Source organism: Sphingomonas sp. (assembly GCF_035998645.1).
GTDB lineage: Bacteria > Pseudomonadota > Alphaproteobacteria > Sphingomonadales > Sphingomonadaceae > Sphingomonas.
In genome coordinates, this window is record NZ_DASYHL010000002.1 from 357,237 (window position 1) to 370,771 (window position 13,535).

The 13,535-nt window shown below is 65.5% G+C and carries 15 protein-coding genes and 1 other RNA gene; 12 read left to right on the top strand and 4 right to left on the bottom strand.

From position 1 onward, the window contains the following. Positions 1-5: 5 nt before the first annotated feature. Positions 6-542: a YceI family protein gene (locus tag VGN66_RS01960; protein WP_327517176.1), complete on the bottom strand. Its 537-nt coding sequence runs from the start codon at positions 540-542 to the stop codon at positions 6-8. A 122-nt stretch (positions 543-664) separates the two neighbouring features. Between VGN66_RS01960 and VGN66_RS01965 the strand changes: the two genes are divergently transcribed. From VGN66_RS01965 to VGN66_RS01995, 7 genes are all read left to right on the top strand, one after another. Then, positions 665-1,249: a thymidine kinase gene (locus VGN66_RS01965; RefSeq protein ID WP_327517177.1), complete on the top strand. Its 585-nt coding sequence runs from the start codon at positions 665-667 to the stop codon at positions 1,247-1,249. 123 nt (positions 1,250-1,372) lie between these two features. After that, complete coding sequence (locus VGN66_RS01970; protein ID WP_327517178.1) at positions 1,373-2,065, top strand: site-2 protease family protein; 693 nt, start codon at positions 1,373-1,375, stop codon at positions 2,063-2,065. After that, positions 2,065-2,961, top strand: coding sequence for a tRNA pseudouridine(55) synthase TruB (gene truB / locus VGN66_RS01975; protein ID WP_327517179.1), 897 nt, complete (start codon positions 2,065-2,067; stop codon positions 2,959-2,961). The genes VGN66_RS01970 and truB overlap by 1 nt, the downstream gene beginning before the upstream one ends. 21 nt (positions 2,962-2,982) lie before the next feature. Beyond that, positions 2,983-3,252: a 30S ribosomal protein S15 gene (rpsO, locus tag VGN66_RS01980; RefSeq protein WP_327517180.1), complete on the top strand. Its 270-nt coding sequence runs from the start codon at positions 2,983-2,985 to the stop codon at positions 3,250-3,252. A gap of 177 nt (positions 3,253-3,429) precedes the next feature. Continuing rightward, on the top strand, positions 3,430-5,778 hold the full coding sequence (gene pnp / locus VGN66_RS01985) for a polyribonucleotide nucleotidyltransferase (protein ID WP_327517181.1): 2,349 nt from the start codon (positions 3,430-3,432) through the stop codon (positions 5,776-5,778). A gap of 130 nt (positions 5,779-5,908) precedes the next feature. Then, entirely contained in the window at positions 5,909-7,735 is a 1,827-nt protein-coding gene (locus VGN66_RS01990) for a DUF885 domain-containing protein (protein WP_327517183.1), read from the top strand. Then, entirely contained in the window at positions 7,732-8,880 is a 1,149-nt protein-coding gene (locus VGN66_RS01995; protein WP_327517184.1) for a serine hydrolase domain-containing protein, read from the top strand. Before VGN66_RS01990 ends, VGN66_RS01995 begins: the two co-directional genes overlap by 4 nt. Positions 8,881-8,918: 38 nt before the next feature. Here the strand turns inward: VGN66_RS01995 and ssrA are convergent. Continuing rightward, positions 8,919-9,263, bottom strand: a transfer-messenger RNA (tmRNA) gene (ssrA, locus tag VGN66_RS02000). A gap of 47 nt (positions 9,264-9,310) precedes the next feature. Here ssrA and VGN66_RS02005 point away from each other — a divergent pair. After that, positions 9,311-9,742, top strand: coding sequence for an Rrf2 family transcriptional regulator (locus tag VGN66_RS02005; protein ID WP_327517185.1), 432 nt, complete (start codon positions 9,311-9,313; stop codon positions 9,740-9,742). Between the two features lie 124 nt (positions 9,743-9,866). On the opposite strand, the gene mscL is transcribed toward VGN66_RS02005, so the two are convergent. Continuing rightward, a complete protein-coding gene (mscL, locus tag VGN66_RS02010) occupies positions 9,867-10,319 on the bottom strand; it encodes a large conductance mechanosensitive channel protein MscL (protein ID WP_327517564.1) in 453 nt (150 codons plus the stop codon). A gap of 143 nt (positions 10,320-10,462) precedes the next feature. On the opposite strand from mscL, the gene VGN66_RS02015 reads away from it, so the two are divergent. The 4 genes from VGN66_RS02015 to VGN66_RS02030 all read left to right on the top strand — a co-directional run bounded on the left by VGN66_RS02015 (position 10,463) and on the right by VGN66_RS02030 (position 13,161). Continuing rightward, entirely contained in the window at positions 10,463-11,047 is a 585-nt protein-coding gene (locus VGN66_RS02015; RefSeq protein WP_327517186.1) for a LemA family protein, read from the top strand. Between the two features lie 79 nt (positions 11,048-11,126). Next, entirely contained in the window at positions 11,127-11,939 is an 813-nt protein-coding gene (locus VGN66_RS02020; RefSeq protein WP_327517187.1) for a TPM domain-containing protein, read from the top strand. Then, positions 11,939-12,613: a TPM domain-containing protein gene (locus VGN66_RS02025; RefSeq protein WP_327517188.1), complete on the top strand. Its 675-nt coding sequence runs from the start codon at positions 11,939-11,941 to the stop codon at positions 12,611-12,613. Before VGN66_RS02020 ends, VGN66_RS02025 begins: the two co-directional genes overlap by 1 nt. Continuing rightward, positions 12,610-13,161, top strand: a complete 552-nt coding sequence (locus tag VGN66_RS02030; protein ID WP_327517189.1) for an NUDIX hydrolase — start codon at positions 12,610-12,612, stop codon at positions 13,159-13,161. Before VGN66_RS02025 ends, VGN66_RS02030 begins: the two co-directional genes overlap by 4 nt. Positions 13,162-13,243: 82 nt before the next feature. Here VGN66_RS02030 and VGN66_RS02035 read toward each other — a convergent pair whose 3' ends face one another. Then, positions 13,244-13,525 (bottom strand): ETC complex I subunit, encoded by a 282-nt coding sequence (locus VGN66_RS02035; protein ID WP_294017647.1) that lies wholly within the window; start codon positions 13,523-13,525, stop codon positions 13,244-13,246. Between the last annotated feature and the right edge of the window lie 10 nt (positions 13,526-13,535).

Genomic DNA, 13,535 nt, shown 5'->3' on the forward strand with positions numbered 1-13,535 from the left:
ACCGGTCAGCCGGCCGGACGCAGAGTGATGTCCAGCGCGACATCCACCTTGCGCCCGACGACAAGGCGATAGCTGGTCATCCCGAAATCGGACCGGTCGATCCGGGTGCGCCCGGTCAGGCGAAGTTCGGGCGCAGCACCGGCCTGTGCCACCGGTCGCGAAAAATTGACGTCCAGCGTGACCGGCCGGGATACCCCGCGCGCAGTCAATGTTCCCGCGACCACGGCGCTGGCGGGGCCGGTTAGCCGCATCTGGCCCCCGACAAAGCGCACGGTCCGCGTCCGCTTCACGTCAAAGAACGCCGATCCGCGCAGCCGATCGCGCGTAAGATCGTCGCTGGCCGTCAACACCGCTGCGTCGAGCGTGACGTCGATCGCGATGCGGGCCATGTCTGCCGGGTTGATCGTCACTGCACCGCTGACACTGGGGAACCGCGCCTGTCGGCGCGCCACGCCGAAAAACGCGACCTGCGCCGTTGCTGAGCTGGGCGATTCGACCGCGTAGCGCTGGGTTGTGGGCGAGCCAGCGGCACTCGGCGCCAATGCAAGAATAGCGGGAATGCACCAACGCCACATAATCTCTCTCCCTGCCCCAACCCTCTGCCCTCGACCGGCGGCTGTCAATCGTACCGAGTTCGGCTAAAACGCCCGGCAACAGGGGAATCATGGCCAAGCTCTATTTCTACTACGCCTCGATGAACGCGGGGAAATCGACCACCTTGTTGCAGGCCGATTTCAACTATCGCGAGCGCGGGATGCGGACGTTGCTGTTCACCGCGGCGCTGGATGAGCGCTCGGGGACGGGGCGGATCGCGTCGCGGATCGGGCTGGATACTGCAGCGGTCGCCTTTGCCGCCGATACCGACCTGCGGCTGCATGTCGAACGTGAGATGGGTCATGGCCCGGTGCATTGCGTGCTGGTCGATGAGGCGCAGTTTCTGAGCGCGGCGCAGGTGGATCAACTCGCTGCGGTCGCCGATGTGCTCGGCATTCCGGTGCTCGCTTACGGCTTGCGTACCGATTTTCGGGGAGCGCTGTTCCCCGGATCGGCGCGGCTGCTGGCGCTGGCGGACTCGCTGGTCGAGATCAAGTCGGTGTGTCGGTGCGGGCGCAAGGCGACGATGAATCTGCGCGTCGATGGCGCGGGGCGGGCGGTCGCCGATGGCGCGCAGACCGAGATTGGCGGGAACGACCGCTATGTCGCTTTGTGCCGGCGGCATTTTACCGAAGCACTGGCGGCAGCGGACTAAACGTCCCGTTGGTGGGCGCGCTCGCCGGGCCGGTAGCGCGCTTTGCTGCCGCTCGGTCAGGGCGGGCGGCGGCAAGGCGACGCATCGCTGGCGGAGCGGGCCGGCAGCGCCTAGATCGCCCGCATGAACCCCGATTCCATCATCTATCGCGCCGCCGTGTGGATCATCCCGCTGGTGATCGCGATCGTCTTTCACGAAGTTGCGCATGGCCTGGTCGCGCGCGCCCTGGGCGATCCCACTGCGGCGGAGCGCAAGCGGCTGTCGCTCAACCCGCTGCGCCATGTCGATCCGGTCGGCACGGTGATCCTGCCGCTGATCCTCGCGGTGACCAAGATGCCGGTGTTCGGCTGGGCCAAGCCGGTCCCCGTAAACTATGCGCGGCTTCGCAATCCACGGAGCGGGATGGTGCTGGTGGCGCTGGCCGGGCCGGGCATGAACCTGCTGCTCGCACTCGTCGGCGCGGTGCTGATCGGCCTGTTGTTCTTGATCACGGGCGAGGCCGAGCTTGGCGGGGCCGGCGCGTTCGCGGCGGAGAACCTGTTCAACTTCGTCGCGGTGAACGTCTTCCTGGCGCTGTTCAACCTGCTGCCGGTGCCGCCGTTCGATGGCGGGCATGTCGTCGAGGGACTGTTGCCGCCCGCGCTCGCCGCGCGCTGGGCGTCGCTCGCCAAATTCGGCTTTCCGCTGCTGTTCATCCTGCTGCTGGTCGTTCCGACGATCTGGCCGGACGCCAATATTGTCGAGCGCCTCGTTCTGCCCCCGGCACAGGCGGTGAGCGACTGGTATTTCGCGATCGCCGCGATGATCGCCGGCTGATGCACGGCTGGATCATTCTCGACAAGCCGCTCGGGCTTGGCTCGACCCAGGGGGTGAGCGCGGTCAAGCGCGCGTTGCGTGACAGTGGCTATGGGCCAAAGCTGCGCGACCTACCCAAGGTCGGGCATGGCGGTACGCTCGACCCGCTGGCGACCGGCGTGCTGCCGATCGCGGTGGGGGAGGCGACCAAGCTTGCCGGGCGGATGCTCGACAGCGACAAGGTGTATGACTTCACGATCCGCTTCGGGGTCGAGACCGACACGCTCGATCTGGAGGGCAAGGTCGTCGCCGAGTCCGATGTGCGACCGACGCGCGACCAGATTGCGGCGATCCTGCCGCGCTTCACCGGCCCGATCGACCAGATGCCGCCAGCTTATTCGGCGCTCAAGGTCGACGGCGAGCGCGCCTATGACCGCGCGCGCAAGGGTGAGGTCGTGACGCTGGCGACCCGCGCGGTGACGATCCATGCGCTGACGCTGGGCGAGACCGACGGCGAATCGGCTACGCTGACGGCACATGTGTCGAAGGGCACCTATATCCGCAGCCTCGCGCGCGACATCGCATTGGCGCTCGGCAGCGTGGGACATGTCACCATGTTGCGGCGGGTAAAGGCGGGGCCGTTCACCCTCGAATCCGCGATATCGCTGGACAAACTGTCCGAATCCGGTAAGGCGCGCGACCTTGAACATTGCCTCCTGCCGCTGAGGGCGGGGCTGGACGACATCCCGGCTCTACTCCTCGAACCCGGTCAGGCAGGGGCTCTCCGTCAGGGGAAAGTGCTGACCGGGATTGCCGCGAATGATGGCCAACACTTTGCGCTGGACGGCGAAACGCCGGTCGCGCTGGTCGAGGTTTCGGACGGAAACGTTCGTGTCGTGCGCGGCTTCAACCTGTAGAATGATGTCGAAGGAAAACACATGACGATCACGACCGAGCGCAAGGCAGAACTGACCAAGGAACATGGCCGCGCCGAAGGCGATACCGGCAGCCCCGAAGTCCAGATCGCGATCCTGACCGAGCGCATCGTCAACCTGACCGCACACTTCAAGGGCCATGCGAAGGATAACCATTCGCGTCGCGGCCTGCTGATGATGGTCAACAAGCGCCGCAGCCTCCTCGACTACCTCCGCAAGACGGACGGGGATCGCTACACCGCCCTCATCGCGAAGCTCGGGCTTCGCAAGTAACCGGAAAGGCGGCCTTCGGGTCGCCTTTTTGCCATTTCGGGCATGTGCCCGGAACCTGGGTCACCGGCAATTCGGCCACCGACCCGCACCAGGGGTGACGTCACCCCGCACCGCGCAAGCCGGACAGCTTGCACACAGGCCCCGGGCGCATTGGGCGCCCGGTCCAAAGGAAATCAGATGTTCGACAAGAAGACCGTATCGATCGAGTGGGGCGGACAAACCCTGACACTCGAAACCGGGCAGGTTGCCCGTCAGGCCGATGGCGCCGTGATGGCGACGCTCGGCGAAACCGTGGTGCTGTGCGCCGTCACCGCCGCCAAGTCGGTGAAGGAAGGGCAGGATTTCTTCCCGCTCACCGTGCACTATCAGGAAAAATTCTCGGCCGCCGGCCGCATTCCCGGTGGCTTCTTCAAGCGTGAGCGCGGCGCGACCGAAAAGGAAACGCTGACCAGCCGCCTGATCGACCGCCCGATCCGTCCGTTGTTCCCGGAAGGGTTCTACAACGAGATCAACGTGATCTGCCAGGTGCTGTCCTATGACGGCGAGAATGAGCCGGACATTCTGGCGATGGTCGCGGCATCGGCTGCCCTCACCATTTCGGGCGTGCCGTTCATGGGCCCGATCGGTGCCGCGCGCGTCGGCTATGTCGATGGCGAATACGTCCTCAACCCGACCACCGAGCAGGTTGCCGCAGGCGATCTGGACCTGGTCGTCGCCGCCACCGGCAACGCCGTGATGATGGTCGAATCCGAAGCCAAGGAGCTGTCGGAAGAGGTCATGCTGGGCGCCGTCCAGTTCGCGCACAAGGCATGCAAGCAGGCCGTCAACGCGATCATCGACCTGGCCGAGCAGGCCGCGAAGGATCCGTGGGAAATGGCCGAGCAGGCTGACCTGTCGGCTGCCAAGGACAAGCTCAAGAAGCTGATCGGCAAGGACATCGCCGCCGCCTATAAGGTGGTCGACAAGTCCAAGCGCTCGAACATGCTCAACGAAGCCCGCGCCAAGGGCAAGGCCGCCTTCGCCGATGCGGCGCCGCAGGACCAGATGGCCGCTGGCAAGCTGATGAAGAAGCTGGAGGCGGAGATCGTCCGCGGCGCCATCCTCAAGGACGGCACCCGCATCGACGGTCGCTCGACCACCCAGATCCGTCCGATCGAAGCGATGGTGCATTTCCTGCCCCGCGCGCATGGTTCGGCGCTGTTCACGCGTGGCGAGACGCAGTCGATCTGCACCACCACGCTGGGCACCAAGGACGCCGAGCAGATGATCGACGGGCTGGATGGCCTGTCCTACTCGAACTTCATGCTGCACTATAACTTCCCGCCCTATTCGGTCGGTGAAGTCGGCCGCTTCGGCGCGCCGGGCCGTCGTGAAGTCGGCCATGGCAAGCTGGCATGGCGCGCGCTGCACCCGGTGCTGCCGAGCAAGGACGAGTTCCCCTACACGATCCGCGTTCTGTCGGACATCACCGAGTCGAACGGCTCGTCGTCGATGGCGACCGTGTGCGGCGGTTCGCTGTCGATGATGGACGCGGGCGTTCCGCTCAAGCGTCCGGTGTCGGGCATCGCCATGGGCCTGATCCTGGAAGGCAAGGATTTCGCGATCCTGTCCGACATTCTGGGTGACGAGGATCACCTCGGCGACATGGACTTCAAGGTTGCCGGCACGTCCGAAGGCATCACCACGATGCAGATGGACATCAAGGTCGCCGGCATCACCGACGAGATCATGCGCGTCGCGCTGGCACAGGCCAAGGAAGGCCGCGCGCACATCCTGGGCGAAATGGCCAAGGCGCTGGGCGAAACCCGCACCGAGCTGTCGGCGCATGCTCCGCGTATCGAGACGATGCAGATCGACAAGTCGAAGATCCGCGACGTCATCGGCACCGGCGGCAAGGTGATCCGTGAGATCGTCGCGACCACCGGCGCCAAGGTCGACATTGACGACGAGGGTGTGATCAAGGTCAGCTCGTCCGACGTCAGCCAGATCGCAGCCGCGATGAACTGGATCAAGGGCATCGTCGAAGAGGCCGAGGTCGGCAAGGTCTATAACGGCAAGGTCGTCAACCTCGTTGATTTCGGTGCGTTCGTGAATTTCATGGGCGGCAAGGACGGTCTCGTCCACGTCAGCGAAATCCGCAACGAGCGCGTCGAGAAGGTCAGCGACGTTCTGAGCGAAGGCCAGGAAGTCAAGGTCAAGGTCCTCGAGATCGACCAGCGCGGCAAGGTGCGCCTGTCGATGCGCGTCGTCGATCAGGAAACCGGTGCCGAGCTGGAGGACACCCGTCCGGCGCGCGAGCCGCGTGAAGGTGGCCGTGGTGGTGAGCGCGGCGACCGCGAAGGCGGCCGCGGCGGCGACCGTCGTCGCGAAGGCGGCCGTGGCGGTGAGCGTGGCGGCGAGCGCGATCGTGGCCCGCGCCGCGACCGTGGCGACCGCAACGACCGTCCGGCGCGTTCGGAATCGAAGGATGAGGGCGGCGAGAATATCGGCCTCCCCGCTTTCCTGACCGGCGGCACCGACGACTGATCGCTTCGCCGATCGCAGAAACAAGAAGGGCTCCGGGAAACCGGGGCCCTTTTTCTTGGCATGTCGTTTGCCCGGCTCGGCAACAGGCGATAGCGTTGGGCATCCCGTTTCTCCCGCTCAGGAACCGCCCGTGACCCTGCGTCTTGCACTTCCCCTTCTGCTCGCCGGCGTTGCCGCCCCTGCGCTCGTCTCGAACGCGGCGCCCCAGCCGCAAGCTGCCGTTGCCGATACCCGGGCGGAGGACGCCCGGCTCAACGCGTTCCTTGATGCCGCGTTCGACGCCAATGTCGCGCTGAGCCCGGAAAGCCAGACCGCGCTGGGCCTCAAGACGAATTACGACAAGCTCGACGATTATAGCCGTGCCGAGGGTGCGAAGCGGATGGCGATTGCCGAGGCGACGCTCAAGCAGATGCGCGCGCAGTTCGATCCCGCGAAGCTGGGACCGCAGGCGCGGTTGAGCTATCGCTTGTTCGAAACTCAGGTCGAGCGGTCGCGCGCGGCCTACAAATTCCGCAATTACGGCTTTCCGGTGTCGACCAATGGCAGCCCGGCGGGGCAGATCCCGGTGTTCCTGATCAACAACCATCGCGTCGCCAGCGTGGCCGACGCGCGCGCCTATATCGCCCGCATCGGCGAGACCGAGCGGGTGATGCGTGAAGTCGCAACGACGATGCGCGATCAGGCAAAGAAGGGCATCGTTCCGCCCAAGATGGTGTTCAAGCCGGCGCGTGAGGATGCGGCGAAGGTCATCACCGGTGCGCCCTTCGGCCCCGGCGAGGACAGCACATTGCTCGCCGATTTCCGCAAGAAGGTGACGGCCCTCGACATCGCCGATGCCGAAAAGGCCGCGCTGATCGCCGACGCTGAAAAGGCGCTGACCGGGCCGTTCAAGCGTGGCTTCGACACGCTATTCGCGGTGCTCGACGAGATCGAGCCCAACGCGAAGGGCAATGACGGGGCGTGGAGCCTGCCCAATGGCGCGGCCTTTTATGCCAACCGGCTGGCGCAAAATACCACGACCGACCTGACCGCCGACCAGATCCACCAGATCGGCCTCGATCAGGTCGCCGCGATCCGCACCGAGATGGAGGCGGTCAAGGCGCGCGTCGGGTACACCGGCAGCCTCGAATCCTTCTTCGACGCGATCCGCACCGACCCCAAGTTCAAATATCCGAACACCGATGCCGGTCGCGAAACCTATCTGACCGAAGCGCGCGCGGTGATCGCGAAGATGATGGACGTCGCCCCGCGCTGGTTCCACCGCCTGCCCAAGGCAAAGCTGGAGGTGCGCGCGGTCGAGAAATGGCGCGAGGGGACGGCGTCGGTCGCGTTTTACAACCGCCCCGCGCCCGACGGATCGCGGCCCGGCATCTATTACGTCAACCTCGCCAATATGGATCAGGTGCAGAAGATCCAGCTCGAGGGGATCGCGGTACATGAGGGCGCACCGGGGCATCATTTCCAGATCGCGCGCGCGATGGAGCTGGAGGGGCTCCCCAAGTTCCGCCGCTTCGGCGGGTATAGCGTCTACAGCGAGGGCTGGGGCCTTTATACCGAGCGGCTGGCGAAGGAGATGGGCGGCTATGCCGACCCCTATTCGGAATTCGGCATGCTCTCGCTCCAGATGTGGCGCGCGATCCGGCTGGTGACCGATACCGGGCTGCACGCCAAGAAGTGGAGCCGCGAGCAGGCGATCGAGTATTTCAAGGCGAACTCGTCGATTTCGGCGGCGGATATCGAGCGCGAGGTCAACCGCTACATCAACAATCCCGGGCAGGCGACGAGCTACATGATCGGCCAGCTCAAGATCGCCGAGCTGCGCAAGAAGGCCGAAACCGCGCTGGGAGACCGGTTCGACATCCGCGATTTCCATGAGGTGGTGCTGGCCAATGGCGCGGTGCCGCTCAATGTGCTGAGCGAGGAAGTCGACCGCTATATCGCGAGCAAGAAGGCATGAGGTTGCGCGCGGTCACGCTGGTCGCGGCGGCGGCGCTGGCGGGCTGCGCGACAACGGGCCCGGCCGAAGTGCGGGTGGGGTTCGACGCCAGCGGCGTGACGGCGGCGCGGGCGAGCGGGGTTGCCGATCGCGCCACGGGCCGCCGCGTTACCGCAGACGATCCGGTGAGGATCGCCAGCATCTCCAAGCTGGTGGTTGCGCTCGGGATGATGCGGATGGTCGAGGCGGGGCAACTCGATCTCGACCGCGACGTGTCGGAGGTTCTTGGATGGCGGGTGCGTAACCCGGCCTTTCCCGATGCCCCGGTGACGCTGCGCCAGCTGCTGTCGCACCAGTCTGGGCTGATCGATCCGGACGAATATCGCGTGCCGCTCGGCGAGCGGCTTGCCGATGTCATTGCGCGGCCGGCTTTATGGGATACGCAGCACGCGCCGGGCAGCTATTTCCGCTATTCCAACGTCGCCTTTCCAGTGATCGCCAGCGTGATGGAGAAAGCGGGCGGCGAGCGGTTCGATACGCTGATGCAGCGGCTGGTGCTCGCGCCGCTCAAGCTGGACGCGTGCTTCAACTGGTCCACCTGTTCGGACGCCAAGATTGCGCGCCATGTCGTGCTCTACCGCGCGAGCGGGGAGGTCGCGCTCGACGATCTGGGGGGCAAGCGTCCCGATTGCCCGGTGATCGCGAAGGATGGTTGCGATCTGGCCGGATATCGGCTGGGGGAGAATGGTGCGCTGTTCTCGCCGCAGGGCGGCCTGCGCGCGTCGATGCGCGATCTGGCGGTGATCGGCAGCATGCTGCTGAAGAATGATGGCAGCTTCCTCACGCGTGAATCGATCGCGGCGATGGCGTGGGCGCAGTGGCAATATGACGGCGCGAATGGCGACACCACCGGCGGCTTCTACTGCCAATATGGTCTGGCGGTGACGACGCTGCCGACGGGACGTGCGGATTGCGACGATGATCTGTTCGGCGATGGGCGCACCCGGATCGGTCATGCCGGGGAGGCTTACGGGCTGCGCTCAGGCCTGTGGATCGACCGCGCGACCGGCAAGGGCGTTGCCTTCTTCGCCACAGCGACTCCGCCTCTGAGCAAGGGGCGCACCGCGTTCAGCGTCGAGGAAGAACGGCTCGCGAGAGGCAAGTAAGTGGGGAGCTTCTGTTGCCCGGTGCCCCCCGTACCGCTGGAATCCGCTTCTGTTGCCCGGTGCGGTCCAACCGCGCATTTTAGTCTAACCTTAATCCGTTAGGACTTGGGGTTAGGCCGCAATAGCGAGTGCTTCGTTATCGTTGGCACTTGTGAGTATGGGCCGTCACGGTGGTCCCATTCCGAACGAAAGAAACGCTTTTCAACACACGTCGATCCTGGTTCGGCCCCGTCAGAAACGGTGTCCAGAAACACCACCTTATGGTGGAGCCGCCGGGTACTGCCCCCGGGTCCGCTGCGTCTATTGCACGCCACAATTTATCGTCATAGCCGGGCGAACCCGGCACAACCGATATAGGGACGCCAAATCCGAATGAAAAGAGTGGGTTTTGGCCTTGTGAAGGCCATAAACCGCGCGCAAAGAACGTGCCATGCTTACCCAGCGTTCCCGTTACGCCTTGCGCGCGATGCTGTTTCTGGCAAAACAGCCGCGGGACGGCGCTCCGACGCCGATGACGCGGATCGCGGCTGAAGCGAATGTCCCGCGCAAATTCCTCGAACTGATCCTTGCCGATCTGCGGGAGGCGGGGTTCATCCTGTCGACGCGCGGCAAGATGGGCGGATACCGCCTTGCCCGCGCCAACCACCTGATCTCGCTGGGCGAAATCATCCGCGTGATTGAAGGCCCGTTGGCGCTGGTCCCCTGCGTCAGCCGCACCGCCTACCGCCCCTGCCTCGACTGCAAGGACGAGGCGGCGTGTGCGATCCGCAACGCGATGGCGCGTGTGCGCGACGAAACCGCACGTATCCTCGACGGCACCAGCCTTGCGGATGCTACCGCAGAGGACATGGCAGCGGCCTGAGGCTGGCCGCTGAGCGCACAAATGCCCGTTTGTGCTGAGCTTGTCGAAGCACCTTCCCCACCCTCACGATGGCAGGCGCAAGCGGCCCTTCGACAGGCTCAGGGCAAACGGATGGGAGTAATCCCTAGCCGTTCCGCTTCTTCAGCTCGTCGCGGATTTCGCGCAGCAGCACGACATCGGCCGGATCGGCGGCGGGTGCGGCGGTGCCTTCGGCCTTTTCCTTCTCGGCCTTCGCCAGCAGCTTGTTGACCGAGCGGACCAGCAGGAAGACGATGAAGGCGAGGATCAGGAAGTTGATCGCCACGGTGATGAACTGGCCAAAGCCGAACAACGGCACGCCCGCTTCCTTGAGCGCGGCATAGTTGGTCGGCGCGCCGGTATAGGTCGCGGGGATCGGCCCCAGCCGGATGAAGTAGCTCGAGAAATCGAACCCGCCGAAAATCCAGCCGACCACCGGCATGATGATGTCGTCGGTCAGCGATTTCGTGATCGTCCCGAACGCCGCGCCGATGATGACGCCGACGGCGAGGTCGAGCACATTGCCGCGAGCGATGAAAGTCCGGAATTCCTTGAGCATTGATGTCCCCCAGAGCGTGTGCGGCATGGTTAGCGCATTGGGCGGCGTTGCTGCAAATGTCGGGTTTCCATTGCGCAGCGCCCAAGCGGTCCCTAGATTCGCGGTGTCGTATGGATGCGACACACTTTGAGGGACTGATCGCGATGAAGCTTCGTCTGGTTGCCGCGCTGGTTGCAGCGGCCATGCTGTCCGCCTGCGGTTTGAACAGCGTTCCGACTGCCGAGGAAACTGCCAAGGCGAAATGGGCGGAGGTGCAGAATCAGTATCAGCGCCGCGCCGACCTGATCCCCAATCTTGTTCAGACGGTGAAGGCTGCCGGCGCCCAGGAAAAGGCGGTTCTGGTCGAAGTGACGCAGGCGCGCGCCGCCGCGACGCAGGTGCGCGTCAGCGATGCCGACCTGACCGATCCCGACAAGCTCGCCGCCTATGACCGCGTGCAGGCGGGCGTGACCCTGTCGCTCCAGCGGCTGCAGGAGGCCTATCCGGAACTGCGCAGTCAGGCCAATTACGCCACGCTGATGACGCAGCTGGAGGGGACGGAGAACCGCATCGGGATCGCCCGCCGCGATTATAACGAAGCGGTGCAGAGCTATAACACCACCATCCGCACCTTCCCCGACGCGATCGGTGCCAAGATCTTCTACGGTGCCAAGCCGATGGCGCCGTTCCAGGCAACCACCCCGGGCGCCGACACCGCGCCCAAGGTGGACTTCGGGAACAGCAACTGATCGCGCACCGCTTCCTGCCGCTCGCTCTCTTCGGGGCGGGCGGCATGTCGCCACACATAATCGTGCCGGGAGCAACACCATGAGGTTCGTGCATCTGGTTCTGGCGCTGCTGCTCGCCGCGTTCGCGGGGCAGGCGGCGTCGGCGCAGACCTTTCCCAAGCTGACCGGGCGGGTGGTCGATGCGGCGGAGCTGCTCAGTCCCGCGCAGGAGGCAGAACTGACCGCGATGTCGGAGGCGACCGAGAAGGCGACCGGGCGACAGCTGGTGGTCGCTACCGTGCCGGACCTTCAGGGCTATCCGATTGAGGATTTCGGCTACAAACTTGGCCGCGCGTGGCAGATTGGGCAGAAAGACGCCGATAACGGCATCATCCTGCTGGTCGCGCCCAACGAGCGCAAAGTGCGAATCGAGGTCGGTTACGGCCTTGAGCCGATCATGACCGACGCACTGTCGGGGATGATTGTCCGCGACACGATCATCCCGCGCTTCAAGGACAAGGACATGCCCGGCGGGATCATGGCGGGTGCCGCCGCGATCAACGAACAGCTGAAACTCCCGCTCGAAGCCGCCGAAGCGCGCGCCAAGCAGCTGATCGACAGCGGCAAGTCGCGCAAGAAGGGCGGCGCGGGGCCGTTCGTGCTGATCTTCTGGGTCGTGATCCTGCTGATGGTCGTGCTGCCGATCGTGATCGGTGCGGCGCGCGGCAAGAAATATCGCCGTGGGCGTGCGCCGGTGGTGATCTGGGGCCCGGGCTTTGGTGACGGCGGCGGATCGTCCTGGGGCGGCGGTGGCGGCTCCTGGGGTGGAGGCGGCGGCGGCTTTGGCGGCGGCGGAGGTTTCTCCGGCGGTGGCGGTGGATTCGGTGGCGGTGGCGCATCGGGGGGATGGTGATGGCACGGCGATTTACCGCTGAGGAACACGCCCGCGTCACCGCTGCAGTGGCAGCGGCCGAGCGCGGTACGGACGGCGAGATCGTGACCATTGTCACCGACTGGTCCGATCATTATCACGACGTCTCGCTCTATTATGCTGGCGCAGCGATGCTCGCGGCGCTCGGGCTGTTCGCCTTCTTCCCCGACCTGCTCGACGCCAAGCTGGCGCTGTTCACCGGCGGCTGGGGCGAGGCGGAGCGGCACCTTCAGCTTGCGCTGCTGGTGGTGGTGCAGGCGGTGATCTTCCTCGCCGTCCGCTTCGGGTTCGAGGCGCTGCCGGGGCGCGGCGTGCTGATCCCCGGTGCGGTACGCGGACGGCGCGTGCGGCGGCGCGCGGTGCAATTCTTCAAGGCGAGCGCGGAGAAACGCACCGCCGAACGCGTCGGCGTGCTGCTCTATGTCAGCCTGGCCGAGCATCGCGCCGAGATCATCGCCGATGAAGCGATTCTGGCGAAGGTCGAGGACGGCGTGTGGGGCGAGGCGATGGTCGCGTTTGTCGACAAGGTGCGCGCGGGCGACCCGGCAGGCGGCATGGCCGATGCGGTCACGCGGATCGGCGCGGTGCTGACGACGCATTTCCCGAAGACGGAAGGTGACGCCAACGAGCTGCCGGATCGGCTGATCGAGCTGTGAGCGCACCCGACAGCGACGCGCCGGTCGAGACGGTCTGGCAGGGCAAGTTCATTACCGCCAAACGCCAGGGCCGCTGGGAATATGTGTCGCGCGCGCGCGGCATCCGCGCGGCGGTGATCGTCGCCGTGGACGATGAGGGGCATCTGCTGCTGGTCGAGCAATATCGCGTGCCGCTCGGTCGCCGCTGCCTTGAGCTGCCTGCGGGCCTGATCGGCGATGGCGGCGATGACGAGGCGGACGAAACCGCTGCCGCGCGCGAGCTGGAGGAAGAAACCGGCTATCGCGCCGCCCGCATCGAATCGCTCGGCGAGTTCTTTTCCTCGCCGGGCATGGTCAGCGAGAGCTTCACGCTGGTCCGCGCGCATGGGCTGACGCGCGTGGGCGAAGGCGGCGGCGTGGAGGGCGAGAACATCATCGTCCACCGCGTGAAGCTGGCCGATGTTCCCGCTTACGTCGCAGACTGCCGCGCGGGCGGCATGGCGATCGACGTCAAACTGCTGCTGGCGCTGGGCGCAGACTTGCTCAACCCATCGTCGCCCCGGGCTTGACCCGGGGCTGGGCTGCTTTGAGCGACGAAGAAGAAGCCCTGTCCCGGCTCAAGGCCGGGACGACGAGAAAAGCAGACGCAGCTTACCGGAAATTGTCGGCGTAGGCCTGCAGCTTGAGCGTCTTCACCGGCGCGGGGACGACATGCACGTCGATCCCTTCGCGCGCGGCATAGTCCTTGGCTGCTTCCAGCGTCGGGAAGTTCAGCCGCAGCTGCGCGCGGGTGTCACCCGATCCGGCCCAGCCGGTCAGCGGGTCGGGGCGCTGCTTCTCATTCGATTCGAATTCGAGCACCCAGCGATCGGTGCGGGCGCGGCCCGACTGCATGGCGTTCTTCGGGCGCTGATAGATGCGTGCGGTCGACATGGCTTGTCCT

What these genes read in the sequence shown, in the direction of transcription:
- mscL (WP_327517564.1), bottom strand. Translation starts at nt 10,319, where the DNA reads ATGCTCAAGGAATTCCGGACTTTCATCGCTCGCGGCAATGTGCTCGAC.
- VGN66_RS02015 (WP_327517186.1), top strand. Translation starts at nt 10,463, where the DNA reads ATGAAGCTTCGTCTGGTTGCCGCGCTGGTTGCAGCGGCCATGCTGTCC.
- VGN66_RS01965 (WP_327517177.1), top strand. Translation starts at nt 665, where the DNA reads ATGGCCAAGCTCTATTTCTACTACGCCTCGATGAACGCGGGGAAATCG.
- VGN66_RS02020 (WP_327517187.1), top strand. Translation starts at nt 11,127, where the DNA reads ATGAGGTTCGTGCATCTGGTTCTGGCGCTGCTGCTCGCCGCGTTCGCG.
- VGN66_RS02025 (WP_327517188.1), top strand. Translation starts at nt 11,939, where the DNA reads ATGGCACGGCGATTTACCGCTGAGGAACACGCCCGCGTCACCGCTGCA.
- pnp (WP_327517181.1), top strand. Translation starts at nt 3,430, where the DNA reads ATGTTCGACAAGAAGACCGTATCGATCGAGTGGGGCGGACAAACCCTG.
- VGN66_RS01970 (WP_327517178.1), top strand. Translation starts at nt 1,373, where the DNA reads ATGAACCCCGATTCCATCATCTATCGCGCCGCCGTGTGGATCATCCCG.
- VGN66_RS02005 (WP_327517185.1), top strand. Translation starts at nt 9,311, where the DNA reads ATGCTTACCCAGCGTTCCCGTTACGCCTTGCGCGCGATGCTGTTTCTG.
- VGN66_RS01995 (WP_327517184.1), top strand. Translation starts at nt 7,732, where the DNA reads ATGAGGTTGCGCGCGGTCACGCTGGTCGCGGCGGCGGCGCTGGCGGGC.
- VGN66_RS02035 (WP_294017647.1), bottom strand. Translation starts at nt 13,525, where the DNA reads ATGTCGACCGCACGCATCTATCAGCGCCCGAAGAACGCCATGCAGTCG.
- rpsO (WP_327517180.1), top strand. Translation starts at nt 2,983, where the DNA reads ATGACGATCACGACCGAGCGCAAGGCAGAACTGACCAAGGAACATGGC.
- truB (WP_327517179.1), top strand. Translation starts at nt 2,065, where the DNA reads ATGCACGGCTGGATCATTCTCGACAAGCCGCTCGGGCTTGGCTCGACC.